This is a genomic window from Micromonospora hortensis, from assembly GCF_022230935.1.
GTDB lineage: Bacteria > Actinomycetota > Actinomycetes > Mycobacteriales > Micromonosporaceae > Micromonospora > Micromonospora hortensis.
Genome location: NZ_JAKKFE010000001.1, coordinates 31,247 through 54,682, shown reverse-complemented (window position 1 = coordinate 54,682; position 23,436 = coordinate 31,247). Strand labels below are relative to the sequence as shown.

At 71.4% G+C, this 23,436-nt stretch carries 24 protein-coding genes; 18 read left to right on the top strand and 6 right to left on the bottom strand.

Annotated elements, in window-relative coordinates:
* The first annotated feature begins 119 nt into the window (after positions 1–119).
* The 6 genes from NIE111_RS00255 to NIE111_RS00230 all read left to right on the top strand — a co-directional run bounded on the left by NIE111_RS00255 (position 120) and on the right by NIE111_RS00230 (position 4,715).
* Positions 120–422: an urease subunit gamma gene (locus tag NIE111_RS00255; protein WP_030335444.1), complete on the top strand. Its 303-nt coding sequence runs from the start codon at positions 120–122 to the stop codon at positions 420–422.
* Entirely contained in the window at positions 419–766 is a 348-nt protein-coding gene (locus NIE111_RS00250) for an urease subunit beta (protein WP_308193602.1), read from the top strand. Before NIE111_RS00255 ends, NIE111_RS00250 begins: the two co-directional genes overlap by 4 nt.
* Positions 763–2,466 carry an urease subunit alpha gene (locus tag NIE111_RS00245; RefSeq protein ID WP_238682421.1) on the top strand — a complete coding sequence of 568 codons (1,704 nt, stop codon included), beginning with the start codon at positions 763–765 and terminating at the stop codon, positions 2,464–2,466. Before NIE111_RS00250 ends, NIE111_RS00245 begins: the two co-directional genes overlap by 4 nt.
* Positions 2,466–3,212, top strand: coding sequence for an urease accessory protein UreF (locus tag NIE111_RS00240; RefSeq protein ID WP_238682420.1), 747 nt, complete (start codon positions 2,466–2,468; stop codon positions 3,210–3,212). The genes NIE111_RS00245 and NIE111_RS00240 overlap by 1 nt, the downstream gene beginning before the upstream one ends.
* 67 nt (positions 3,213–3,279) lie before the next feature.
* Positions 3,280–3,999, top strand: a complete 720-nt coding sequence (gene ureG / locus NIE111_RS00235) for an urease accessory protein UreG (protein ID WP_372488264.1) — start codon at positions 3,280–3,282, stop codon at positions 3,997–3,999.
* Entirely contained in the window at positions 3,999–4,715 is a 717-nt protein-coding gene (locus tag NIE111_RS00230) for an urease accessory protein UreD (RefSeq protein WP_238682418.1), read from the top strand. Before ureG ends, NIE111_RS00230 begins: the two co-directional genes overlap by 1 nt.
* Positions 4,716–5,229: 514 nt before the next feature.
* On the opposite strand, the gene NIE111_RS00225 is transcribed toward NIE111_RS00230, so the two are convergent.
* The gene (locus NIE111_RS00225) at positions 5,230–5,733 is read right to left on the bottom strand and encodes a MarR family winged helix-turn-helix transcriptional regulator (RefSeq protein WP_238682417.1); all 504 of its coding nucleotides are present in this window, start codon (positions 5,731–5,733) and stop codon (positions 5,230–5,232) included.
* A gap of 96 nt (positions 5,734–5,829) precedes the next feature.
* Between NIE111_RS00225 and NIE111_RS00220 the strand changes: the two genes are divergently transcribed.
* The 6 genes from NIE111_RS00220 (at position 5,830) to urtE (ending at position 12,187) form a co-directional block, all read left to right on the top strand.
* Positions 5,830–6,912 (top strand): substrate-binding domain-containing protein, encoded by a 1,083-nt coding sequence (locus tag NIE111_RS00220; RefSeq protein ID WP_238682416.1) that lies wholly within the window; start codon positions 5,830–5,832, stop codon positions 6,910–6,912.
* Between the two features lie 418 nt (positions 6,913–7,330).
* Positions 7,331–8,575 carry an urea ABC transporter substrate-binding protein gene (gene urtA, locus NIE111_RS00215; protein WP_238682415.1) on the top strand — a complete coding sequence of 415 codons (1,245 nt, stop codon included), beginning with the start codon at positions 7,331–7,333 and terminating at the stop codon, positions 8,573–8,575.
* Between the two features lie 75 nt (positions 8,576–8,650).
* Positions 8,651–9,538, top strand: a complete 888-nt coding sequence (urtB, locus tag NIE111_RS00210; RefSeq protein WP_238682414.1) for an urea ABC transporter permease subunit UrtB — start codon at positions 8,651–8,653, stop codon at positions 9,536–9,538.
* Positions 9,535–10,722, top strand: a complete 1,188-nt coding sequence (gene urtC / locus NIE111_RS00205) for an urea ABC transporter permease subunit UrtC (RefSeq protein ID WP_238682413.1) — start codon at positions 9,535–9,537, stop codon at positions 10,720–10,722. Before urtB ends, urtC begins: the two co-directional genes overlap by 4 nt.
* Positions 10,719–11,495, top strand: coding sequence for an urea ABC transporter ATP-binding protein UrtD (urtD, locus tag NIE111_RS00200; RefSeq protein WP_238682412.1), 777 nt, complete (start codon positions 10,719–10,721; stop codon positions 11,493–11,495). Before urtC ends, urtD begins: the two co-directional genes overlap by 4 nt.
* Entirely contained in the window at positions 11,495–12,187 is a 693-nt protein-coding gene (gene urtE / locus NIE111_RS00195; RefSeq protein ID WP_238682411.1) for an urea ABC transporter ATP-binding subunit UrtE, read from the top strand. Before urtD ends, urtE begins: the two co-directional genes overlap by 1 nt.
* 15 nt (positions 12,188–12,202) lie before the next feature.
* Here urtE and NIE111_RS00190 read toward each other — a convergent pair whose 3' ends face one another.
* A complete protein-coding gene (locus NIE111_RS00190) occupies positions 12,203–13,237 on the bottom strand; it encodes a LacI family DNA-binding transcriptional regulator (protein WP_238682410.1) in 1,035 nt (344 codons plus the stop codon).
* 133 nt (positions 13,238–13,370) lie between these two features.
* Here NIE111_RS00190 and NIE111_RS00185 point away from each other — a divergent pair, with 133 nt between their 5' ends.
* The 4 genes from NIE111_RS00185 to NIE111_RS00170 all read left to right on the top strand — a co-directional run bounded on the left by NIE111_RS00185 (position 13,371) and on the right by NIE111_RS00170 (position 17,709).
* A complete protein-coding gene (locus NIE111_RS00185; protein ID WP_238682409.1) occupies positions 13,371–14,318 on the top strand; it encodes a LamG-like jellyroll fold domain-containing protein in 948 nt (315 codons plus the stop codon).
* A 37-nt stretch (positions 14,319–14,355) separates the two neighbouring features.
* Positions 14,356–16,458: a PQQ-dependent sugar dehydrogenase gene (locus NIE111_RS00180; protein ID WP_238682408.1), complete on the top strand. Its 2,103-nt coding sequence runs from the start codon at positions 14,356–14,358 to the stop codon at positions 16,456–16,458.
* Between the two features lie 94 nt (positions 16,459–16,552).
* Positions 16,553–17,023, top strand: coding sequence for a molybdenum cofactor biosysynthesis protein (locus tag NIE111_RS00175; RefSeq protein WP_112589888.1), 471 nt, complete (start codon positions 16,553–16,555; stop codon positions 17,021–17,023).
* A 158-nt stretch (positions 17,024–17,181) separates the two neighbouring features.
* Positions 17,182–17,709, top strand: coding sequence for a hypothetical protein (locus NIE111_RS00170; RefSeq protein ID WP_238682407.1), 528 nt, complete (start codon positions 17,182–17,184; stop codon positions 17,707–17,709).
* Between the two features lies 1 nt (position 17,710).
* On the opposite strand, the gene NIE111_RS00165 is transcribed toward NIE111_RS00170, so the two are convergent.
* The 3 genes from NIE111_RS00165 to NIE111_RS00155 all read right to left on the bottom strand — a co-directional run bounded on the left by NIE111_RS00165 (position 17,711) and on the right by NIE111_RS00155 (position 19,175).
* On the bottom strand, positions 17,711–18,088 hold the full coding sequence (locus NIE111_RS00165; protein ID WP_112672939.1) for a nuclear transport factor 2 family protein: 378 nt from the start codon (positions 18,086–18,088) through the stop codon (positions 17,711–17,713).
* Positions 18,089–18,193: 105 nt separating this feature from the next.
* Positions 18,194–18,745 (bottom strand): ATP-binding protein, encoded by a 552-nt coding sequence (locus tag NIE111_RS00160; protein ID WP_308193608.1) that lies wholly within the window; start codon positions 18,743–18,745, stop codon positions 18,194–18,196.
* 97 nt (positions 18,746–18,842) lie between these two features.
* Positions 18,843–19,175 carry a nuclear transport factor 2 family protein gene (locus NIE111_RS00155; protein ID WP_238682406.1) on the bottom strand — a complete coding sequence of 111 codons (333 nt, stop codon included), beginning with the start codon at positions 19,173–19,175 and terminating at the stop codon, positions 18,843–18,845.
* Between the two features lie 181 nt (positions 19,176–19,356).
* On the opposite strand from NIE111_RS00155, the gene NIE111_RS00150 reads away from it, so the two are divergent.
* Complete coding sequence (locus NIE111_RS00150) at positions 19,357–19,743, top strand: DUF2267 domain-containing protein (RefSeq protein ID WP_238682405.1); 387 nt, start codon at positions 19,357–19,359, stop codon at positions 19,741–19,743.
* A gap of 173 nt (positions 19,744–19,916) precedes the next feature.
* Complete coding sequence (locus NIE111_RS00145) at positions 19,917–20,876, top strand: hypothetical protein (protein WP_238682605.1); 960 nt, start codon at positions 19,917–19,919, stop codon at positions 20,874–20,876.
* Positions 20,877–20,951: 75 nt separating this feature from the next.
* Here the strand turns inward: NIE111_RS00145 and NIE111_RS00140 are convergent, their stop codons facing one another.
* Entirely contained in the window at positions 20,952–23,357 is a 2,406-nt protein-coding gene (locus tag NIE111_RS00140; protein ID WP_238682404.1) for a ricin-type beta-trefoil lectin domain protein, read from the bottom strand.
* Between the last annotated feature and the right edge of the window lie 79 nt (positions 23,358–23,436).

Sequence of the window (23,436 nt, the reverse complement as noted above, 5' to 3'; positions counted from 1 at the left end):
CGTCGGCGGTGACCCGGCGGTCGTGTGACTCCCAGCTCGTCCCCGGGCGCTGATGCCCGGCGTGGCTCCGTGCGGAGCCGACGACGAGCCGGGGCACGCCGACCCACCGGGAGAGCCCCGTGTTCCTCAGCCCGCACGAGCAGGACCGCCTGCTCGTCCACGTCGCGGCCGATGTCGCCCGCGCCCGCCGCGAACGCGGCCTGCGCCTCAACTACCCCGAAGCCGTCGCGGTGATCACCGCGTTCCTCCTCGAAGGGGCCCGCGACGGGCGGTCGGTGGTCGACCTGATGTCCGCCGGCCGGGCGGTTCTCGGTCGCGACGACGTCCAGGACGGCATCCCCGAGCTGCTGAGGGAGGTGCAGGTGGAGGCGACGTTCCCGGACGGCACCAAGCTCGTGACGGTGCACCACCCGATCCCGTGATCCCCGGGGAGATCCTGCCGGCGGCGGACCCGGTCGAGATCAACGTGGGTCGTCCGGTGACCACACTGCTCGTGGTCAACACCGCCGACCGCCCGGTGCAGGTCGGCTCGCACTACCACTTCGCCGAAGCCAACCCGGCGCTGTCGTTCGACAGGGGCGCGGCCTGGGGCCAACGGCTCGCCGTTCCGGCCGGTACCTCCGTCCGGTTCGAGCCGGGCATCAACCGCAGCGTCGACCTCGTGCCACTCGGCGGCGCACGCGTCGTGCCGGGCCTGCGCGCAGAGTGCGCGGGACCGCTGGACCCGTCGCCGCACGCGGTCACGGCCGACGGGTCGCCGCGGTGAGCGCCGTGCGGCGGGACCGCTACATCGACCTGTACGGCCCGACGACCGGTGACCGGATCCGACTGGCCGACACCAACCTGCTGATCGAGGTGGAGACCGACCACTGCGTGGGCGGCGACGAGGCCGTCTTCGGCGGCGGGAAGGTGATCCGCGAGTCGATGGGACAGTCCCGTGCCACCCGCGCCGAAGGGGCACTGGACACCGTCATCACCGGCGCGGTGGTACTCGACCACTGGGGAGTGGTCAAGGCCGACGTGGGGCTGCGCGACGGGCGCATCGTGGCCCTCGGCCGGGCCGGCAACCCGGACACCATGCCCGGTGTCCACCCCGACCTGGTCATCGGCCCGTCGACCGAGGTGATCGCGGGCAACGGGCGGATCCTCACCGCCGGCGCTGTCGACACCCACGTGCACTTCATCTGCCCGCAGATCGTCACCGAGGCGCTGGCCAGCGGCATCACCACGATGGTCGGCGGCGGCACCGGGCCGGCCGAGGGGACCCGCGCGACAACCGTCACCCCGAACGCCTGGCACCTGGCCCGGATGCACGAGGCGCTGGACACCATGCCGGTCAACGTGCTGCTGCTTGGCAAGGGCAACACCGTCTCCACCGAGGCGCTGTGGGAACAACTGCGGGCCGGTGCGGGCGGTTTCAAGCTGCACGAGGACTGGGGCACCACACCGGCGGCGATCGACGCCTGCCTGCGGGTGGCGGACGCGTCCGGGGTCCAGGTGTCGATCCACACCGACACGCTCAACGAGGCCGGCTTCGTCGCCGACACCCTGCGGGCGATCGGCGGGCGGGCGATCCACTCGTACCACACCGAGGGAGCCGGTGGCGGGCACGCACCGGACATCATCACCGTGGCCAGCGAACCGAACGTGCTGCCGTCGTCGACCAACCCGACCCGGCCGTACACCGCCAACACCCTGGCCGAGCACCTGGACATGTTGATGGTCTGCCACCACCTCAACCCGTCGGTGCCGGAGGACCTGGCCTTCGCCGAGAGCCGGATCCGACCATCCACGATGGCCGCCGAGGACCTGCTGCACGACCTCGGCGCGATCTCCATCATCGGTTCCGACTCGCAGGCGATGGGCCGGGTCGGCGAGGTGATCACGCGGACCTGGCAGAGCGCCCACGTGATGAAGGACCGGGTCGGCGCGCTGCCGGGCGACGGGCCCGCCGACAACCATCGGGCCCGACGGTACGTGGCGAAGTACACCATCTGCGCCGCGATGGCCAACGGCCTGGAACGGGAGGTCGGCTCGGTCGAACCGGGCAAGCTCGCCGACCTGGTGCTCTGGGACCCGGCGTTCTTCGGCGTCCGGCCGCTGCTGGTGATCAAGGGCGGCATGATCGCGTACGCCCAGATGGGCGACGCCAACGCCTCGATCCCGACACCGCAGCCGATGCTGCCCCGGCCGATGTTCGGGGCGTACGGCGCGGCGGCGGCGGCCACCAGCCTGGCCTTCGTGGCCCCGGCGGCGCTGGACGCCGGGCTCCGCCTGGACGTGCGTCGTCGGGTGGTGCCGGTGAGTGACGTACGGTCGCGGGGCAAGGCCGACCTGCCGGAGAACAACGCGATGCCGCGCATCGAGGTGGACCCGGACACCTTCACGGTACGGATCGACGGGCAGGTGGTGGAGCCGGACCCGGTGACCCGGCTGCCGATGGCCCAGCGGTACTTCCTGTTCTGATGGCGACGCCGAGCCTGCTGTTGTTGTTGGCCGACGGACGCTTCCCGGCCGGGGCGCACGCGCACTCCGGTGGTCTGGAGGCGGCCGTCGCCGCCGGCCGGGTCACCGACCTGGCGTCGTTGGAGGCGTTCCTGGCCGGGCGACTGGCCACCGCCGGTCTGGTCGGCGCGGCGTTCGCGGCGGCCGCACACCGGGTGGCGATGCCCGAGCCGATCGGCTCGGCGCACCCGGCCCGGTCCGCCCGACCGTCGGACACGCCGGCTGAGTCCGCCGCTCGGTCGCGGGCGCTGGCTCGGCTCGACGCGGAGCTGGACGCGCGTACCGCCGCCCCGGCGTTACGGGCGGTCTCGCGCCGACAGGGCCGGGCGTTGCTGCGTGCCGGCCGGACCATCTGGCCGGACGCCCCGTTCGCCGATCTGCCCGCGACGCCCGGCGGGGCACACCAACCGCTGGTGCTCGGGCTGCTCTGCGCCGCGGCCGGGCTGTCCCGCGTCGAGACCGCCACGATCGCCGCGTACGGGACGCTGACCGGGGCGGCCAGCGCCGGCGTACGTCTGCTCGGCCTCGACCCGTACCAGGTCCAGGCCCTGCTGGTCGGTTTGGCCGACGCCTGCGACGGCACGGCCGCCGACGCGGCGCGGGCCGCCGACGACCCACCGGAGCGGCTGCCGGCCGCCGCCGCTCCACTGGCCGACATTCATGCCGAAATCCATGCCACCTGGGAGGTGCGTCTCTTTGCGTCCTGACACCGTTGTGCCGAGCGCTGTGCCCGCCGTCGAACCGATCACTCCGTCGGCGGCCGCGCCGCCGGCCATGCCACCCCATGACGAGACCGTTCCGCACACCCATCCGGAGCCCGGGGTGGACCCCCATCCGCCGTTGGCGCGTGCCGGCCGTGCCCTGCGGGTCGGCATCGGCGGACCGGTCGGTTCCGGTAAGACGGCCCTGGTGGCCGCGCTCTGCCGTGCCTTCGCCGACGAGTTGCGGCTCGGCGTGGTGACAAACGACATCTACACGACCGAGGACGCCGACTTCCTCCGGCGGGCCGGCGTGCTGGACCCGGCCCGGATCCGCGCGGTGGAGACCGGTTGCTGCCCGCACACGGCGATCCGCGACGACATCGGCGCCAACCTGGACGCCGTTGACGAGTTGGCCGAGGCGGTCGGCCCGCTGGACCTCGTCCTGGTGGAGAGCGGTGGGGACAACCTGACCGCGACCTTCAGCCGGGGGCTGGTCGACCGGCAGATCTTCGTGGTCGACGTGGCGGGCGGGGACAAGGTGCCCCGCAAGGGCGGGCCGGGGGTCACCGCCGCCGACCTTCTCGTGATCAACAAGACCGACCTGGCGCCGATGGTGGGTGCCGACCTCGCCGTCATGGATCGTGACGCGCGGGCCCGGCGCGGCGACCTCCCGACCCTCTTCCTGTCCATCGTGGGAGACCCCACGGCAACGTCGGTCGCGGACTGGATCCGGCACGAGTTGGCCCACCACGCCGCCCTGCACCCACAGACCGTGCCGGTCGGCCCGGCCTGATGCGAGCGCTCGCTCGGCTGGTCGCCCGGGCCGACGGTCGGGGCGGTACGGCCCTGGTCGAGTTGCACGGCGAAACGCCGTTGCTGCTGCGCCAGACCCCGACCGACGGTGGTGTCGCCACTGTGCACCTCGTCGGCGGGGCGGCCGGACCACTCGCCGGAGACGATCTGCGCCTGGAGATCGAGGTCGGGCCGGGCGCGGCCGTCCGGGTGCACAGCGTCGCCGCGTCGATCGCCCTGCCGGGTCGCGCGGGTGCCGTTTCCCGGATGGCGGTGCGGGCGGTGGTCCACGCCGACGCCACGCTGCACTGGCTTCCGGAACAGTTGGTCGCGGCGGCCGGCTGCGCGCACCTCGCCGAGTCCCGGATCGAGCTGGCCGCCGGCGCGAGCCTGCGGTGGCGCGACGAGCTGATCTGCGGCCGGTACGGCGAGGCGCCCGGCGGCGCCGTCGTACACACCCAGGTCGACTACGCGGGTCGACCACTGCTGCGTCAGTCCCTCGCGGTGGGACCGCAAGCGCCGGGCTGGGCCGGCCCGGCGGTCCTTGGCGGCGCCCCGGCCACCGGATCGCTGCTGGTGGTCGACCCCTCGCGACCCGCCGAACCGCCAACGGCCGAGGGTAGCGTCGCCCGGCTGCCATTGGCCGGCGGCCCCGCCACACTGTGGACGGCCACCGCTCCCGACGCGCACACCCTGCGCACCCACCTAACGGTCTAGGAGCCGCTACCGGGCCGAGTGCCGGTCTTGGCGGTCTTGCTGGTCTTGGCGGTCCTGCCGGTCCTGCTGGGCCTGCCGGTCCTGCTGGGCCTGCTGGTCCTCCTGGTCTTGCTGGTCTTGGCGCAATGCCGTCTTGGCCCTGCGCGACGCCGCCATGGCCCGTGTGCCCCGCGGCGGCCGAGCGGGGATTGGCCTCGACCGCCGAAACCGTTCCCGAGGCCAGGTTGGTGCAGAGCACGACGGTGCCGGCCGGCGGACACTCCAGAAAGCGTGATGTCTGTGAGTCATCACGATGACTCACAGACATCACGCTTCCTGCCGTGTGGGGTGGGAGGTCGGGCCGCGCTCACGGCCGTGCCGAACGAACCGCGAGCCCGAACGCCCGGAGCCGAACGCCCGGAGCCGAACGCCCGGAGCCGAACGCCCGCAGCCCGGAGCGGGGAGCGGGAAACGGGAGCGCGGAGCGGGGAGCGGGAAGGGGAAGGGGTCAGCGGGGAAGGGGAGCGGGGAGGGGTCAGCGGTGTGGGCCGGCCGCGTCGGCGTGCACTCGTTGCCGGGCCGGGTCGAGGCGGTCGATCAGGTCGTCGAGCTGGCGTACGAGGTTGGCGGCCCGGGGCGTGCCCGGCTCGCTGGTCTCCGCGACGCCCATCTCGATGATGCCCAGTTCGGCGATGCTGGCCCGGACCCGCTCGTCCAGGCGGGCGTGCTCACGGCGGCCCCGAGCGGTCAGGTACGCCCGGATGCGTCGGCGGTCGATCGGATCGATCCGGCGGAAGACGAGGTTGCGGTCGACGAGTTGGTCGACCAGCTTTGTGAGGGTGCCCGGCGGCAGCGACGCCTCGGCGGACACCTCGCTCATCGGGTGGCCCTGGCCGTCGGCGAGCAGGCAGAGCACGCGCCACGCCTCGATGCTGATCGCGTCGTCGGCCAGAATGGCGCCCAGCCGGCGGGAGAGCAGCCGTTCGGCGCGGGTGAGCGAGCGCAGCAGGTCGGCTGGCGTCCCGGGCACGTGTGACATGAAACTCCCTGGGCCGGTGGCCCTGTCATGGTAGCGAGTCGTCCCGGTCAGTGGTGAACGCTGGTCTTCCGTCGTGGGCCGGGCAATCATGTGCTCATGTCCGCGCCGGCACCGCCGTGGCTGACCGTCGACCGTGCCGTGGTCAGCATCGCGCTGGTCTATCCGATGCGCGGGCCGGCCGGCATGTTCGGCCCCACCTGTGAGCTTTGCGCGCAGCTCGCGGTCGAGGAGATCAATCGGTGCGGTGGCGTGCTGGGCCGGGAGGTTCGCCTGGTGCCGGTCGACGGTGGCGCACCGCCGGCAGAGGTGGCCGCCGAGGTCGAGGCGTTGGTGTCGGTGGGGGCCGTGCAGGGAGTGACGGGGTGGCACATCTCCTCGGTGCGCCAGGCGTTGGCGCCCCGCGTCGCGCACCGGGTGCCGTACGTCTACACCGCACTCTACGAGGGCGGCGAACACACCGAAGGGGTCTTCCTGACCAGCGAGACGCCGGATGCCCAACTGTGGCCCGCGATGCGGCTCCTCGCCGGGGAGCAGGGTGTGCGCCGCTGGTTCGTGGTCGGCAACGACTACGTGTGGCCGCGCCGTACGTCCCGGGCCGCCCAGCGGTACGCGCTGCGCGCCGGTGGGCAGGTGGTGGGCCGGCACTTCCTGCCGTTGGACGCGCACGACTTCACCGAGGTGTTGCGCCGCATCGAGCACAGTGACGCGGACGCCGTGTTGATGCTGCTGGTCGGTGCCGACGCGGTGCGGTTCAACCGCGCGTTCGCCCGATCCGGCCTGGACCAGCGCTGCCTGCGGCTGAGCACCCTGATGGACGAGAACATGCTGTTGGCCAGCGGCGCCGGCGCGACCCGGAGGCTGTACAGCACTGCGGGTTTCTTCGCCGGGCTGGTCACCCAGGAGAATCTCGACTTCCACGGCGAGTTCGCGCGGCGTTTCGGGGTGGAGGCGCCGCCGCTGGGCAGCCTGGGGGAGTCCTGCTACGAGGGCGTCATGCTGCTCGCCGCGCTGATCGGCCAGGCCCGCACCCTCGACGTGCGGGCCATCGAGACGGCCGCCGACACGGTCACCTATCAGGGGCCGCGTGGGCGGTTGCGGCTGCGTCAGCGGCACGTCCGGCAGCGCATCTACCTGGCCGAGGCCGACGGGCTCGACTTCACAGTGCTCGCCCAGCTCTGAACCGGGGGGCAGTCAGCCCACCCGACCCTTGACAGCGCCACCCGATCCCGTCCTAAGATGCTTCCTGCGTGAAGTATCTGGCCACGGGGTCAGGTCTCACCATTGCGTGCCCACCGTTGGCGGATTCGTCCGCCAGCCATTGTGGTGGCACTTATTCTGCGTCTTTCCGAACGGCCGACACCGTTTCCTCCCCAACGGTGTCGGCCGATTTTCGTGCGCGCCTCGACGTCCCCTCGGAAACAGTCAATTAAGGACTGGGAAACACCGGCGCAATCATGCCGGTCGACGCTTTCGGTGCCCATAACCGATCCGGTGCCCTGCGCGACGTCCACCCGTCGACCTTGGCACCGCCCACGTCAGCTCCATCGGACCGCACCGACCGTCCTAACGCCACTTGAGTGCACCGCAGGGAGAGTAGATGTCATTATTCCGGGGCCGCCGCATCCTGGCGGGTGCCATGACCCTGGTCGCCGCGGCCGCGTTGACCGCGTGCGGCAGCAAGACCACCGACGAGGGCGGCGCGACCGGCGTCACCGCCGACGTCTCCGGCGACACCGTCAAGGTGGGCCTGCTCAACTCGCTCTCCGGGACCATGGCGATCAGCGAGGTCACCGTCCGCGACTCCATCATGCTCGCCGTCGAAGAGATCAACGCGGCAGGCGGTGTCCTCGGCAAGAAGATCCAGCCGGTCGGTGAGGACGGCGCCTCGGACTGGCCCACCTTCGCCGAGAAGGCCGAGAAGCTCATCTCCGAGGACCGGGTGGCCGCCGTCTTCGGCTGTTGGACGTCGGCCAGCCGCAAGGCGGTCAAGCCGGTGTTCGAGAAGAACAAGGCGTTGCTGTTCTACCCGGTGCAGTACGAGGGACTTGAGCAGTCGCCCTACATCTTCTACACCGGAGCGACGACCAACCAGCAGATCGTTCCCGGACTTGACTACCTCAAGTCGCAGGGCGCCAAGTCGGTCTATCTGGTCGGTAGCGACTACGTCTTTCCGCGAACCGCCAACAAAATCATCAAGGCGTACGCGGCCGCGAACGGGATGACAGTGCTGGGTGAGGATTACGCGCCGCTGGGCTCCACCGAGTTCGGCACCATCGTCAACAAGGTCAAGTCGTCCGGCGCGGACGCGGTGTTCAACACGCTCAACGGTGACAGCAACGTGGCCTTCTTCAAGGAGTACAAGTCGGCGGGTCTGAGCGCCGCCGCGATGCCGGTGGTGTCGGTGTCGATCGCCGAGGAAGAGGTCAAGGGCATCGGCACCCAGTACCTGGAGGGCCAGCTGACGGCCTGGAACTACTACCAGACCACGCCGGGCGCGGCGAACTCGAAGTTCGTGGCCGCGTACAAGGCGAAGTACGGCGCGGACAAGCCGACCAGCGACCCGATGGAGGCCGCGTACGTCAGCGTGCACCTGTGGAAGGCGATGGTCGAGAAGGCCGGGGCCTTCGATGTGGAGAAGGTCCGTTCCGCCTCGGACGGGATCACCTTCGACGCGCCGGAGGGTCTGGTCACCGTCGACGGCAAGACCCAGCACATCGCCAAGACCGCCCGGATCGGCAAGATCGGCGCGGACGGCCTGATCACCGAGGTGTGGAACTCCGGCAAGCCGGTCGCGCCGGACCCGTACCTCAAGACCTACCCGTGGGCGAGCGGCCTGAGCTGACGACGCCGGCCCGGGCGGAACGCGTTGCCGCGCGCTCCGCCCGGGCCACCCGACCAGCAGTTCGGAGTACCCACAGTGACAGTCCTCTTCGGTCAACTCTTCACCGGCATCAGCATCGGCGCGGTGCTGCTGCTCATCGCGCTCGGCCTCGCGCTGACCTTCGGCCAGATGAACGTGATCAACATGGCGCACGGTGAGTTCATCATGGCCGGCGCGTACACCACCTATGTCCTGCAACAGAGCATCACCGGCGCCGGCCTGTCGCTGGCGGTCGCGCTACCGGTGGCGTTCGTGGTCGCCGGCACCATGGGTGTCCTGCTGGAGGTGCTGCTCATCCGCCGGCTCTACGCCCGGCCGCTGGACACCCTGCTGGTCACCTGGGGCGTGTCACTGATCTTGCAACAACTGGCCCGGGACATCTTCGGCAGCCCGAACGTGCAGACCCGCGCGCCCGAGCTGCTCACCGGCAACGTGGCGCTGCCCGGCGGGCTGACCATCGCCAACAACCGGCTGTTCATCCTGGCCATGGCGCTGGCCGCCGTCGCGGCGCTCACCCTGGCGCTGCGACTCACCCCGCTCGGGCGTCGTATCCGCGCTGTGGTGCAGAACCGCGACCTCGCCGCCGTGTCCGGCATCGCCACCTCTCGGGTCGACCGGACGACCTTCTTCCTCGGCTCCGGCCTGGCCGGGCTCGCCGGGGTGGCCCTCACCCTGCTCGGCCCGATCGGCCCGACCATGGGCACCAACCTGATCATCGACGCCTTCCTGGTCGTCGTGGTCGGCGGGATCGGCCAACTCAAGGGCAGTGTGATCGTCGCCTTCGCCCTCGGCGTGCTCCAGGCCACCGGGGAGTACCTGACCACCCTCAGCGTCGCCAAGGTGATCGTGTTCGTGGCGATCGTCGCGTTCCTCCAGTGGCGGCCACAGGGCCTGTTCACCCTGCGGACCAGGAGCCTCGCATGACAGCCGTCACCCCCGCGCCACCCGACACCGCCGTCCGCCCGGCGCCCGCCGGCGCCGTACCACCGGGCCGCCCCGTCGGCCGCTCACGGATGCGGACGCTGGCCGGCTTCGCCTTCGGCGCGGCGCTGCTGTTCGCCGTCGCCCCGCTGGTGTTGTCGGACTTCCGGTTGGCGTTGCTGGCCAAGTACCTCTGCGTCGCCATGGTCGCGGTCGGCATCGGGATCGCCTGGGGCCGGGGTGGGATGCTCACGCTCGGCCAGGGTGTCTTCTTCGGCCTGGGCGGCTACGCGATGGCCATGCACCTCAAGCTCGCCGACGCGGGTCCGGGTGGGATGCCCGACTTCATGCAGCTGTACGGGCAACTCGACGAGCTGCCGCTGTGGTGGCGGCCGTTCGCCAGCCCGTGGTTCGCGTTGCCCGCCACGGTGCTGCTGCCGATGATCGTCGCCTTCGGGCTCGGCTCGCTGGTCTTCCGTCGCCGGGTCCGCGGCGCGTACTTCGCCATCCTCAGTCAGGCGCTCGCCGCCGCGATGGTGATCCTGCTGATCGGCCAGCAGGGCACCACGGGTGGCACCAACGGGCTCACCGACATCAAGGGCTTCTTCGGCTACGACCTGGACGACCCGGTCAACCAGCGGATGGTGTACTTCATCATCGCCGGGACGCTGCTGGCGTTGCTCGCACTGGCCCGCCAGCTCATCCACAGCCGCTACGGCGAGTTGCTGGTGGCGGTTCGCGACGGTGAGGAACGGGTCCGCTTCCTCGGCTACGACCCGGCGTCGGTCAAGCTGGTGGCGTACGTGGTGGCGGCGGGCATGGCCGGGTTGGCCGGTGCGCTGTTCGTGCCGGCGGTGGGCATCATCTCGCCCGCGCTGATCGGCATCGTCCCGTCGATCGAGTTCGTCATCGGCGTCGCGGTGGGCGGCCGGGCGACACTGCTCGGTCCGGTGCTCGGTGCGGTGGCGGTGGCCTGGGCGCGTACCGCCCTCTCCGAGCGTTTCCCGGGCACCTGGACGTACCTGCAGGGGTTGCTCTTCGTGGTCGTGGTGGCGTTCCTTCCCGGCGGCCTGGCGTCGCTGTGGGCCTTGGCCCGCCGCCGTGACGTCGACGCGCAGCCGCTGCGGCGCGGGCGGTTGTCGCTGGGCCGACGACGCGCCGAGCGGACGGAGGTACCGGCGGCATGAGCGGCGAGCGGTTGGACGGGTTGTCCGTCAGTGACGTGCGGGTCAGCTTCGACGGTTTCACCGCAGTGGACGGCGTCTCGTTGGAGGTGCCCGCCGGTGACATCCGGTTCCTGATCGGGCCGAACGGCGCCGGCAAGACCACACTGGTCGACGCGATCACCGGTCTGGTCCGGGCCACCGGTTCGGTCCGGTTCGGTGACGAGGAACTGCTCGGCCGTCCGGTGCACCGGATCAGCCGGCTCGGCATCGGGCGGACCTTCCAGACCTCGACGGTCTTCGAGGAGCTGTCGGTGTTGCAGAACCTCGACATCGCGGCGGGCGCCCGACGCAGCTGGGCGACACTGGCCCGCCGTCGCCGAGGTGTGCCCGACGAGATCGCCGCCGCGCTGGAGACCATTGGTCTGGCCGAGCGGGCCGCGGACCTCGCCGGGACGCTCGCACACGGCCAGAAGCAGTGGCTGGAGATCGGCATGTTGCTGGTGCAGGACGCGCGGTTGCTGTTGCTGGACGAGCCGGTCGCCGGGATGAGCCACGAGGAACGCGACGCCACCGGCGCTCTGCTGGAGTTGGTGAGCCGGGATCGCACCGTCGTCGTGATCGAGCACGACATGGACTTCCTCCGTCGTTTCGCGCGCAGCGTCACAGTGCTGCACGCCGGCCGGGTGCTCAGCGAGGGCACAGTCGCGCAGGTCCAGGCGGACCCGCGTGTGCAGGAGGTCTACCTTGGCCACCCGGTCGACGCCGGGTCGGCCCGTACCGGCCTGGAGGCATGATGCTGACGCTGCGCGGGGTGCACGCCGGGTACGGGCGTTCTCGGGTGCTGCACGGGGTCGATCTGGCGGTCCCGCCCGACGGGGTGGCCGCCGTGCTCGGGCACAACGGCGCTGGCAAGAGCACCCTGCTGCGGGTCGCGGCCGGGCTGCTGCGCCCGAGTGCCGGCACCGTCGAGCTGGACGGCGAGGACGTCACCCGCGCCGGACCGCACGAGCGGGTGGCGCGGGGGATGGCGTACGTCCCGCAGGGTCAGCAGTGCTTCCCGCACCTGACCGCGGCGGAGAATCTGCGGCTGGTCGCCGACGGTCGGCGCGACGGGGCGGTGGCCACCGCGGAGGTGCTGGATCTGTTTCCGGCGTTGCGCCAGTTGCTGCGGCGCCGGGCCGGGCTGCTCTCCGGCGGCCAGCGCCAGCAGTTGGCCATCGCCCGAGCTCTGATCACCCGGCCGAGGCTGCTGATGCTCGACGAGCCGACCGAGGGTATCCAGCCGTCGGTGGTCGCGGAGATCCAGGAGCGGATCGTCGAGTTGACCCGGCAGTCCGGGTTCAGCGTGCTCCTCGTCGAGCAGCACCTGGGCTTCGCGCTGCGGGTGGCGGACCGCTACCACGTGTTGGAGTCCGGTCGGGTCACCTCGCACGGCGACGGGGGCGTCACGGCCGAGCGGGAGGTCCGGGCGGCGTTGGCGGTGTGATCGGGGTGGCGTCGGTCAGGTTCTCGGTGCGGGCCCGGTCGAGTCGCGGACGACCAGCAGGTGCCCGGTAGGGCGGCGGCGAGGGCGTGTCGTGCGCGGCTTGAGCGCGAGGGTGAGTGCCGTGCGGCCCATCTCGGTCATCGGCAGGCGGATGGTGGTGAGGCTGGGCGCGAGGTCGGCCGCCACGGAGACGTCGTCGAAGCCGACCACCGACATCCGCGCGGGCACCGGCACGCGGCGGGACCGCAGCGTCGACAGCACGCCCATCGCCATCACGTCGTTGAGCGCGATGATCGCCGTCGTCTCCGGATGCTCGTTGAGGATCTGCTCGGCGGCGGCGCGTCCACCGCCGCGGGTGAAGTCGCTGTGCACGACGGCGAGGTCGGCGGGGGACCGCCCGCGCTGCCGCAGGGCCGACGACACCCCGGCCAGCCGGTCGGCGACCGTGGTGAGGCCGGCGCTGCCGGCGGCGACAGCGATCCGCCGGTGGCCGAGGTCCATCAGGTGCTGGGCGAGCGCGTGGCCGCCGGCCTCGTTGTCCGGCAGGACGGCGTCGACGCCGAGCGCGTGTCGTCCGATGGCGGCGGCCCGTCCGCCGTGGTCCTGGAACGCGGCCAGTTCGGCGCGGGCCGCGCTCTCCATCCGTGGGTCGTCGTAGCCGGAGCCGCTGATCAGCACGATGCCGACCCGTTGGGCGATGAGGTGGCGCAGCTGTTGCAGCTCGTAGTCGGGGTCGCGGCCGGACTGGCAGATCTGCACCAGCAGCCCCTGCTCGGCGGCGAGTTGGATGACCCCGGCGGCGATCTCGGAGAAGTACGGGTCGTCGACCTGGTGGACGATCAACCCCACGGTGGAGGTGGCCCCACTGGCCAGGGTGCGGGCGTACGGGTTGGCCACGTAGCCCAGCTCACGGGCGATCTGCCGGATCCGGTCGGCGACCTCGGCGCTGACCCCCTCGCGGCCGGCGAGTGCTCGGGAGGCGGTCGCCAGGGAGACGGCGGCGTGTTCGGCGACGTCAACGAGGCGCGGCCGCCGGCTGGCCCTGGGCATCCGCAATCCTCCGAAAACATTCATGCTGCCCGATCTGTTGCGAGCGACATCGATCGAAGCCTAGGGTACGTAAGCGCTTACGTAAGCGCTTACGTGACCGGCATCCGGCATGCCGCGAAACGAGGTGACAGCCATGTCCAGGGCCCGACGAGCGGCCGTCTCCCTCCTGGCGATCGGCGCACTGACCGGCGCCAGCGCGCCACCGGCGCAGGCGGATCGCAGCATCCCGTCCGACGTCTACCCGGCGCTGCGCGCGCACCTGGTCGCCGCGTACGACTTCGACCACCCGGTGCCCGGCGACCCCGCCCTGGAGCGCGACCAGGGGCGTTCCGGCACCGAGATCGAGCTGATCAACGGCGGTGTCGCCATGCGGGTGCCGGACCGCGCGTACCGGGGCAGCCGCAACGCGGTACAGACCCGGCAGGTCGCCCCCGCCGTCGCCGGCAACGACGACTGGAAGGCCGGCACCTGGTCGGCCAGCGGGGTGCGGACGCTGCGGGCCTTCAGCGCCACCGCCGGCACCACGGTCATGGGCTGGTTCAAGCTGAACATGGACAGCCCGTTGCCCAACTCCACCACCGCCGACCCGGACGACAGGTACAACGCGATCGGCCTGGCCGGAGTGCTGACCGGCGACTCCGACGGCCACGGCGTCCGCGCCCTGCTGGAGCTGATCGACGTCGACGGGGAGTTGCGTCTCGTCGCGCTCGGCCGGCGGCTCGACGGCGGCAACTCACAGACCTTCGCCGCCACCCGCGACTGGCGCGAGCTGCTGCCGGTCGGGGAGTGGGTGCACCTGGCCGCCACCTTCGACTTCACCACCGGCGCGCTCGCCCTCTACCGCAACGGCGAACCGGTCGACGGCTTCTACACCCGCGCCGACGACCCGTGGCTGGTGTCCGGGCCGGGCCCGCACGTGACCACCGCGTCCGACCCCCGGGGCATCAAGATCGGCGGCAGCTTTCCCCAGGACACCCTGGAACGCAACCCGTGCGACTGCCGGATGGACGGCCTGATGTTCCTCGACAGTGTGGTCTCCGCGAACGACGTGCGGAGGCAGTACCGCCACCTTGCCCGCTGACCACCCTCGGCACCGTCCCACCGAGAAGGAGACACGCGTGCGCACCCTGCACCGCCGCGCCGGCACCGTCCGCCGGCCCACAGTGAGGGCCGGCCTCACCGCCCTCGTGCTGATCCTGTCCACACTGGTCGCCGCGCCGGCACGAGCCGCCGACGCGGTCGATGACCCGATCCCCGACATGCCGGTCCAGTCCCGACTCGGGCTGGTCCTCAGCGAGTACGCCAGCTTCCCGCAGTCGTACCCCACGCCGGCGCCGACCGACGCGCGGCTCATGCGTACCGCCCGGATCAACACCATCATGGAGGTGCCCGACGGCTCCGGCCGGCGGGCGGTGCCCGACCTCAACGGCAGCCTCTACCTGGTCGAGGGCGGCGTGCCGCACGTCTACCTGGACGTGGCCGCGACGTTCGCGCCGCGGTTCTTCTCCGGTCGTGGGCTCGGCCAGGGCTTCGGGTACGTCGCGTTCCACCCGGAGTTCGGGGTGAACGGCCGGTTCTACACCATCCACACCGAGTTGGCGTCGACGACGACCGTCACTCCGGACTATGCCCAGCCCAACACGCTCTTCCACGGTGTCATCACCGAGTGGGCGGCGACCGATCCGGCCGCCGCCACCTTCGCCGGTACGCACCGGGAGGTGCTGCGCATCGGCTTCGGCGGCCAGGTGCACGGCATCCAGGAGATCAACTTCAACCCCACTGCCAAGCGCCACGACCGTGACTACGGCCTGCTGTACCTGGCCGTCGGCGACGGTGGCCAGGGCGCTCGCAACACCGACCCGCAGAACCTGGCCCTGCCGCACGGCAAGCTGCTGCGGATCGACCCCCGGGGCACCAACTCCGCGAACGGGCGCTACGGCATCCCCGCCGGGAACCCGTTCGTCGGCCGGGCCGGCGCGCTCGGCGAGCTCTACGCGGTGGGTTTCCGGGACCCGCACCGGTTCAGTTGGGATCGGGCGACCGGCCGGATGTACCTCGGGCACATCGGCGAACACGCCGTCGAGGCCATCTACGAGGTCCGTGCCGGGGACAACTTCGGCTGGAGCGAGCGCGAGGGCTCCTTCGTCTTCGACAAGGCGGCCACGAACCCCTGCGACCGGCTGCTCCCGCTGCCCGCCGACGACGACAGGTACGGCTACACCTACCCGGTCGCCGCGTACGACCACGACCCCGCCGCCGGCTGGAACTGCACCGACGACGTTGGTGTCGCGGTGGCCGGCGGCTTCGTCTACCGGGGGCGGGCGCTGCCCGCGCTGCGCGGCACGTACGTCTTCGGTGACCTGGTCGACGGCCGGGTGCTCTCCACCGAGGCCAATGAGATGCGCCGGGGCCGGGGGCTGGCCACGATCCACCAGCTCGCGCTCTTCGACGCGGCGGGCACCCCGGTCCGGATGCGCGACCTGTCGTCACCGGGCGCGCCCGGTGACCCCAACCGGGTGGACCTGCGCTTCGGCACCGACGCCGCCGGTGAGCTCTACGTCGTCGCGAAGGCCAACGGAAAGGTCTGGAAGGTGACCGGTACCCGGGAGTTCGCCAGCGGTGACGTCGGGGACGTCACACTCCGTCGCACCGCCGCAGCCGCGAACTGGGCGCCGGTGACGCCGGCGAAGTGGCAGTTCACAGGCGACCAGGTCATCCTGGCCGAGGCCGGGGAGAGCCGGCCCGGTCCGCGCCGGCCCTTCGAGTACGCCGTGCTGACCAACGGCCCGGCGTGGTCGTCGGTGCGGGTCGACGCCCAGGTACGACTCGACACGCCGGTGGAAATCACCAACCGGGACGTGATCATCGTCTTCGGCTGGCGCTCGGACACCGAGTTCTACTACGCCCACCTCTCCACCGACAACACGATCTATCCGCACAACGGCATCTTCAAGGTCAACAACGCCGACCGGGAGCGCATCGACCACCAGTGGAATGGCCGTTCCCGGGGCGCCAACCCGGCGATCACCGACGCCGACTGGCACCGGGTTCGGGTGGTGCACCTGCCGTCCACCGGTGAGATTGCCGTCTACGTCGACGGGCACCGGGACCCGCTGCTGACCGCGAAGGACACCACGTTCGGCTCGGGCCGGGTCGGCTTCGGCTCGTTCGACAACGTCGGGCGCATACGAAACCTGACCGTGACCGGCACGCCGGCCTGAGCCGAGTGGGGACGGCGGCGCTCGCGCCGCCGTCCCACCGGGTCATCCGCCGACCTGGCCCGCGGGGTCCGGTCCGCTTCGTAGACTTCCTGCCATGCCGGAGATCGTCGAGTTGCTGGCCTCGCCCGTGCACCGCTTCCTGGGCCGGCCCGCCGACGGCCCGGCCCCGGCCCCGCCCGGTGAGCTGGTCGACGCCGTCCGGATCCGGGCCGGCCTCGGCATCGTCGGCGACCGGTACTTCGGCCAGCAGGCACACCGCGACGCCAGCGTCACAGTCATCGCCCAGGAGTCGCTGCCGGTCGGCATCGGCCTGGCCGAGGTGCGGCGCAACATCCTCACCACCGGGATCGCCGTGGACGAGTTGATCGGCAGGGTGCTGGTGCTGGACTCCGGCGACGGACCGGTCAGCCTGCGGGTCAACCGGGCGGCCCGACCGTGCGCCTGGATGGACGTCACCGTCGGCCCGGGAACGTGGAAGGCACTGCGCACCACCGGCGGCATCCGCTGCACGCCCCTCAACGACGGCACCCTGCGCGTCGGCGCGATCGACGCCGTCGTCAGCTGAGGAAGGGATTCGACGCTGCCGGCTCGGCTGGCCGATTCGGCGAGGTGACGCTCTGGCGAGCTGGCGCGTGGTAGAACCAAACCGCGCATCGGCTCGCAGGTCTCCGGGCAGCCGGGGGCAATGCCGGACGGGACCTCATCCGAAACAGAGGTGGTGCGTTGAACCTCGAGCTGCGGCAGCTCATCGAGGAGCTGCGGGCTGAGCTGGCCGATGTGCCGGACAGCCTGGCCTACGCCGAGTTCGGTGAGGGGGCGGCCATCGACGCCGTACCGGCGGGGCTCCCGGCCGACCTGCGGGACCTCCTGCTGGTGGCCGACGGGCTGCGGACGGGTCGGGTCGAGCTGGCCTCCTCGTCGACCCTCGCGGGGATGCAGTACCACCTGGACTACGCGCCGGACTTCTCGTCCATCCCGCAGGACCGGGCAGGCTGGCTGGTGGTCGGCGTCCGCAGCGACGAGCCGATCTTCATGGATCGTGGCACCGGAGCGATCTGGTACTTCCCACCCACCGGCACCGAGTGGTTCATGTCCGACGCGTTCGAGGAGCTCGCCCCCGACGTGGAATCCTTCGTGGACTACTACCTGCTCGGGCCGGGCTACGCCGACCTGACCCCCGCCGACGACCGGTGGTTCGCGTTCCTCGACGAGCAGGGCCTGCTCGACGAGGACGACGAGGACGGCAGTTGAGTCAGACCGGGCTGATGTGTGCGGCCAGGACCCGCCAGCCGTGCGGGTCGTCGTGGACCCACGTCCGGGTGTAGCGCAGCCGCGCCGCGAACGGCGCCCCCTCGGAAAAGCCGGACACCCGGCCCAGGAAGAACGTCACCCCCGTCTTGCCGACGACGAGCAGGTCCAACTCCTCCTCCACCAACTCCTCGACGACCGTGCGGCGGTCCCGGTGGGCGGCCAGGTCATCCTGCTTGCTGTGGGTACGCCCGTCCGGGCCGATGGCGATCAGCTGGTCGACCAGCAACTGATCGAGGGCGGCGACGTCACCGGCCCGTTGGGCGGCCTGCAGGGTGCGCTCGGCGTCGAGCAGTTCAGCCTCGCGTGCGCTGTCCGGCATGGTGGCGTCCTCCCGTTCTGGTCCGACCCAGTGCCACCGTCGGCCCGGGCTGTCCGCATTGTGGCAGCCAACCCGGCGCGGACGGGGGTGGATCGCCGCCGACGTTCACAGACTCAGGCGAATCCGTACGACTGTCTCCCCGGGACTGGCGAGCACGGCGACTTCGTCACAGATCTGCTCCACGATGGCCAGCCCGCGACCCCGTACCGAATCGGCGGCCGGCATGCTCCGGCCGAACGCCCGCGTCGGCCCCTGGTCGACCACGTCGCAGAACAGCTGACCCGACTCGGCCCAGAGCCGCACCCAGCCGCCCCCGGTGGTGTGCTGCAACGTGTTGGTGGCCAGCTCGCTGACCGCCAGCGTCAACAGCTCCGCCCGTTCGGTCGACAGGCCACGGGCCAGCGCCCCGGCGCTGACGAACGCGCGCAGCGCTCGTATGTCGGTAGCGACCTGATACGCCATGGTGTCCGCGGCGTGGGTGGGGACACTCTGCTCGGCCACGGTCTCCCGTCGCTCGCCCGGCATCAGCCCGCCCGATGCGGCTGCCCGGCCAGCGGCACCGCGTTCCGCGCGGGTGTCGTGGGCGTGCGAGCCTCGAAGTGCGCCATCGGGCAGCAGGAACCCTTCTCGTAGCGACAGCCGTTGTCGCCACATCATGTCACCCACTGCCCGCTTGACTGTCTCGTCCGTTCGGCGGTTGATCACCTGCGGGCCGGCCCGACCAGCGTCGCCGCGCCGGCGGCGGCACTCGCCGTCAGGGACGGATGTCCAGAGCGCCGATCAGCCCGTCGCGCAGCGTGAACCGGTACCGCAGCTCGATCGGGCTGCCGGGGAAGTCACCGGACACCCGGGTGATGGCCAGGTACGAGTCGCCCGCCTGCGACGTGACCCGGACCGGTTCCGCTGTGTACGAGTAGGCGTCCATCGTCTTCTGCCGCCAGGCGCGGATCGAGGCCCGCCCGTCGTACAGGCGGTCCTCGTCGGCGACGCTCGCGGTGTCCGCGAAGCAGGCGACGAAGGCGTCCAGGTCCCGGTCGTTGACGGCCCGGAAGTACCGGTCGATCACGTCGGGCAGGTCGAGGGCCATCTGCTCCTCCTGCGGCACGGGCCGCCGTCGGGCAGCCGTCGGGTTCCCGGTCCGACCTCACCGTACGAGAAGCGGGCGGCACCGCGCGGAGCAACCAGCAGAACCATTCCCGCTGCGGCCGCCGGGTTTGCTGCCGGTGGGCCCGGGTAGCCACGCGTTTCCGAAAGCGAAGGGCGGGGGCATGGCCGAGCTGGCGTTCGTCGACAAGGTTGCGGCACGGGCGGGTCTCCCGCCGGAGCAGGCACGCCCGCTCACCGAGGCGGTCCTGCGGACCCTCACCGAGCGGCTCAGCGGCGGGGAGGCGGGCGCGTTGGCCCCCCACCTGGCCGGCGAGCTGAGTCCGCTGCTGGTCAAGGCCGCCGAGCCGCCGGAACCGTTCGGTTACGACGAGTTCCTGCGCCGGGTGGCCGACCGCGCGGGGATCGACCGTCCGGCCGCCGAGCGCGGCACCCGCGCGGTGCTCCAGACGATGCACCGGGTGGTCGGGCACCGCGAGTTCGAGGACGCCCTGGCCCAACTCCCGGCGGACCTGCGGGCACTGGCGCAACCGCTGCCGCACGGCCCCTGACCGACGCCCCCACCGCCGCGCGCCTCGGGCGTCGGTGACCGTTCGGTCCCTGGCGCGCCGCCACGACACCGGATCTACTGTGCGTTACCGACCGAACGCGCAGTGGTGGTGGTCCCGCGCCCGTCCGCCGGATCGTCGCCGCTCCGATCCGAGGAGCGTCCCCCTTGGCGTCCATGGTGTCCCCGCGTCCCCTGCTGACCGCAGTGACGACAGTCGTCGTGCTGATCACCCTCGCTCCCGCTCCCGCCACCGCGTCCCCGCACAGCTATCGGGTCGTCGACCTCGGCACCCTGAGCGGGGGTGACGGCGCTGCGACGGCGATGAACGACCGCGGCGACATCGTCGGCTGGAGCACCGTCGCCAGCGGAGCCCGGCACGCAGTGCTCTGGCGCCACGGTGTCATCACCGACCTGGGCGTGCTGCCGGGCGACACGGATTCCAGCGCCGTGGACGTCAACGAGTTCGGTGACGTGGCGATCACCTCCTTCGGCTCGGACTACCTGACCCGCGCGGTGCTCTGGCGCGACGGTCAGCTCCACGACCTGGGCACCCTGGGCGGGGAGAACAGCGTGGCGATCGGCGTCAACGACCGGCGGCAGGTGCTCGGCACCAGCGAACCGGCCGGCGAGATGCCGCACCGCTTCCTGTGGCGCGACGGTGTCTTCACCGACCTGGGCCTGGAGTACTTCTACGAGTTCACCGCCGACGTCAACAACGCGGGCGACGTGGTGGGCGGGTTCAACGTGCCGCCGCAGGACTACCCGTGCACCTGCGTCGGCGGTCTCCTGCGCAACGGCGTCTTCACCCAGATCGGCAGCGAGGCCATCGGGGTCAACAACCGGGGCCAGGTGGTGGGCGCGGCGAACGGGCGGGCGTTCCGCTGGCAGAACGGGACGTTGACCGACCTCGGCACGCTCGGTGGCTACTGGAGCCGCGCCACCGCGATCAACGACCGGGGCGCTGTGGTGGGCCAGAGCACCACCACAGCGGCGTGGCGCCCGTTCCTCTGGCGCGACGGGGTGATGACCGACCTGACCACCCGGGGCGTGTGGGAGACCGACTCGATCGAGGACATCAACATCCGGGGCCAGCTCGTCGGCGCCCGGGGGAACCGGCCGGTGCTGTTCCGCTGAGCGGCGTTCCTCGCACCACGGACGGGGCGGGGCGCGGCCTGACCCGCCGGTCAGGCCGCACCCCTTCGTCCGAGGTCAGCCGGTTACCCCGCTGCTGACCACCCACTTCTGGTGTGCGCCGCCCGCGTACGTGCCGAGCTGGATCTGGGTGCGGTCGGCGCTGCTACCGCCGGCGGCCTCCATGATCTTGCCGGACTGCGGGTTGCGGATCGACCCGTCCGCCTGCGGCTGCCAGACCTGCGCGCCGGTGCCGTTGCAGGTCCAGAGCTGGATCTTCGTGCCGTTGGCGGTGCCGGCGTTGTCGATGTCCAGGCACTTGCCCAGCACCCGGTACGTGTCGCCGACCTTCGTCCACGACTGCGCGGCGGTGCCGTTGCAGGTCCAGAGCTGGATCTTCGTGCCGTCGGCGGTGCCCGAGTTGTCGACGTCCAGGCACTTGCCGCCGACGCCGGTGATGGTGCCGCCGGTCGGTGGCGGGGGACTGCCCGGGATCGAGTTGAGCGTGTACCACGCCTCGGTGCTCCACAGAGACTCGCCGCTGGTGGAGGTGAACGGGCGCGGTGAGCGCAGGTGCACCACACGGCCGGCCTTGCGACCGGGCACCGTGAGGCTGACCTTCTTGCCGTCCGCCGAGAGGGTGGCCGCGGTGACGGTCAGCGTCTCCTCGTCGATCTTCGGGCCGCCGTAGTTCGACGTCGCCACGTACCGCCACTGCTTGAGCTTGTAGCGCGCGGCCAGCTCGGCGGCGGTCGCCGTCGACACCGGCTGGGTGTACTCCACCTCGAAGCCGGTCGTGGTGGCGCGCATCGCGAGCATCTCGAACGTGGTGGCGGTGTTCGGGGTGAGCTTCTGCAGGCCGTACGACAGCTTGCCGGTCTGGCCCCAGTTGCCGCCCGCGCCGAGCCCACCGACGTAGATCGCGCCGTCCGGGCCGACGTTGACCTCGGAGACGCCCGCCTCCAGGCCCTGGGTGAGCCGGAACAGCGCGCCCTGGTATTCGCCGTTGACCTTCTCCACGTTCGCCCGTTGCAGGCCGCCGTAGGTCACGTCACCGATGACGAACTGGCCGGCGTAGCGACCGCTGGTCAGGTAGAGCGGCGTGCTGGGCGAGTTGGCGATCTCGTTCTGCGGCATCCAGAGCACCGGCTGCGTGACCGCGGCGGTGTCGAACGGGCCCGCCGGGTTCGTGAAGTGGTTGAAGAACCGGCCCTGCTTGACGTGCACCAGCTTCGACGAGGGCAGCCAGCCGCCCTGGTTGTCGGTGACGAAGATGCCGCCCTCCGGGCCCCAGCCGATGCCGTGTGGCGTCCGCAGGCCGCCGGCGACGTAGCTGACCGCGCCGGTGTCCTTGTTGACCTTGAGGGTGGTGCCGCGGTTGGTGGCCGGTTGCGGGTTGGTGGTGGCGCCGCCGGAGTTGATCGACACCGACAGGTTCAGGTAGAAGAACCCGTCCTGGTAGAGCAGGCCGAACGCGAACTCGTGGAAGTTGCCGCCGTACGGCCAGGTGGCGACGGTCTCCAGACGCTCGGCCACCTCGTCACCGCCGGTGTTCACCAGACGGGTCAGCCGCTGCTTCTCGGTCACGTAAACCACCCCGTCGACGACCTTGAGCCCCATCGGTTCCTTGAGGCCGCCGGCGATCTTCTTGGTGGTCACGTTGCCCGGGGTTGTCGACCCACCGGTGTTGCCGAGGATCCAGACCTCGCCGTCCTGCGAGCTGCCGGACTGGTCGCTGCCGCCCCACGTGCTGATGACCAGCCGGCCGTCGGCCAGCCAGTCCATGCCGGTGACCTTCGGCTGGAAGCCGCTGGGCCGCAGGTTGGTCACTGTGTAGCCGGGGTGCACGCCGGTCAGCGGCAGGCCGTCGCCGGGGGTGTCGGAGACACCCTCGCACTCCTTGCGTCCGGGTGCTGTCACCCGGACCACGCCGGCGTCGGTGCTCAGCGCCGAGTTCGGTACGACCACGAAGGTCGACGAACCGGGGGTCTTCCACTCCAGCGTGATCTGCTGCCCGCCCCCACGCTCGAAGTGGTCGATGCGCAGCGGGTGCAGGCCGGCGGTGAGGGTGACGGTGCCCTCCTTCGGCGGGGTCGCGCCGTGCAGCCCGTCGTGGTTGATCACCACGGCGTTGTCGATCGACAGCTTGGAGCCGTCGTCGCTGCTGAGCCGGAAGGTGTAGCTGCCGGCCTGGGTGGTGGTGATGTTGCCGAGCACCTGCGAGACGAAATTGTCCTCGAAGCCGAAGTCGGCCGCCGAGGTCCAGTTGACCGTGGACATCAGCTTGTCCACGTTGGGGGTCTGGGCGGGCTTGAGGGTGCACAGCTCGGACAGCGGCACCTGCACGTCGAAGACGCGCAGCGTGACGCCCGGTTCCTGCGCGGGGGCGGCGTTGGCGGGGACGGCCCAGAGACCGGCGGCGAGGACGAGTGCCAGCGCACCCAGGACGGGATGGCGGAGTCGGCGTAGCAGGCGTGAGCCCATCGTTCCTCCAGGAGGCAGTGGAGTGTCCGACGGCCGGCGTGGATCAGTGGTGAGGATGACCGTCGGCCCGGCTCCGTAA

What these genes read in the sequence shown, in the direction of transcription:
- NIE111_RS00175 (WP_112589888.1), top strand. Translation starts at nt 16,553, where the DNA reads ATGCCGGAGATCGTCGAGTTGCTGGCCTCGCCCGTGCACCGCTTCCTG.
- NIE111_RS00150 (WP_238682405.1), top strand. Translation starts at nt 19,357, where the DNA reads ATGGCCGAGCTGGCGTTCGTCGACAAGGTTGCGGCACGGGCGGGTCTC.
- urtD (WP_238682412.1), top strand. Translation starts at nt 10,719, where the DNA reads ATGAGCGGCGAGCGGTTGGACGGGTTGTCCGTCAGTGACGTGCGGGTC.
- ureG (WP_372488264.1), top strand. Translation starts at nt 3,280, where the DNA reads ATGCCACCCCATGACGAGACCGTTCCGCACACCCATCCGGAGCCCGGG.
- urtA (WP_238682415.1), top strand. Translation starts at nt 7,331, where the DNA reads ATGTCATTATTCCGGGGCCGCCGCATCCTGGCGGGTGCCATGACCCTG.
- NIE111_RS00165 (WP_112672939.1), bottom strand. Translation starts at nt 18,088, where the DNA reads ATGCCGGACAGCGCACGCGAGGCTGAACTGCTCGACGCCGAGCGCACC.
- NIE111_RS00240 (WP_238682420.1), top strand. Translation starts at nt 2,466, where the DNA reads ATGGCGACGCCGAGCCTGCTGTTGTTGTTGGCCGACGGACGCTTCCCG.
- NIE111_RS00230 (WP_238682418.1), top strand. Translation starts at nt 3,999, where the DNA reads ATGCGAGCGCTCGCTCGGCTGGTCGCCCGGGCCGACGGTCGGGGCGGT.
- NIE111_RS00185 (WP_238682409.1), top strand. Translation starts at nt 13,371, where the DNA reads ATGTCCAGGGCCCGACGAGCGGCCGTCTCCCTCCTGGCGATCGGCGCA.
- NIE111_RS00160 (WP_308193608.1), bottom strand. Translation starts at nt 18,745, where the DNA reads ATGATGTGGCGACAACGGCTGTCGCTACGAGAAGGGTTCCTGCTGCCC.
- NIE111_RS00145 (WP_238682605.1), top strand. Translation starts at nt 19,917, where the DNA reads ATGGTGTCCCCGCGTCCCCTGCTGACCGCAGTGACGACAGTCGTCGTG.
- NIE111_RS00140 (WP_238682404.1), bottom strand. Translation starts at nt 23,357, where the DNA reads ATGGGCTCACGCCTGCTACGCCGACTCCGCCATCCCGTCCTGGGTGCG.
- NIE111_RS00220 (WP_238682416.1), top strand. Translation starts at nt 5,830, where the DNA reads ATGTCCGCGCCGGCACCGCCGTGGCTGACCGTCGACCGTGCCGTGGTC.
- NIE111_RS00225 (WP_238682417.1), bottom strand. Translation starts at nt 5,733, where the DNA reads ATGTCACACGTGCCCGGGACGCCAGCCGACCTGCTGCGCTCGCTCACC.
- NIE111_RS00190 (WP_238682410.1), bottom strand. Translation starts at nt 13,237, where the DNA reads ATGCCCAGGGCCAGCCGGCGGCCGCGCCTCGTTGACGTCGCCGAACAC.
- NIE111_RS00155 (WP_238682406.1), bottom strand. Translation starts at nt 19,175, where the DNA reads ATGGCCCTCGACCTGCCCGACGTGATCGACCGGTACTTCCGGGCCGTC.
- urtC (WP_238682413.1), top strand. Translation starts at nt 9,535, where the DNA reads ATGACAGCCGTCACCCCCGCGCCACCCGACACCGCCGTCCGCCCGGCG.
- urtE (WP_238682411.1), top strand. Translation starts at nt 11,495, where the DNA reads ATGCTGACGCTGCGCGGGGTGCACGCCGGGTACGGGCGTTCTCGGGTG.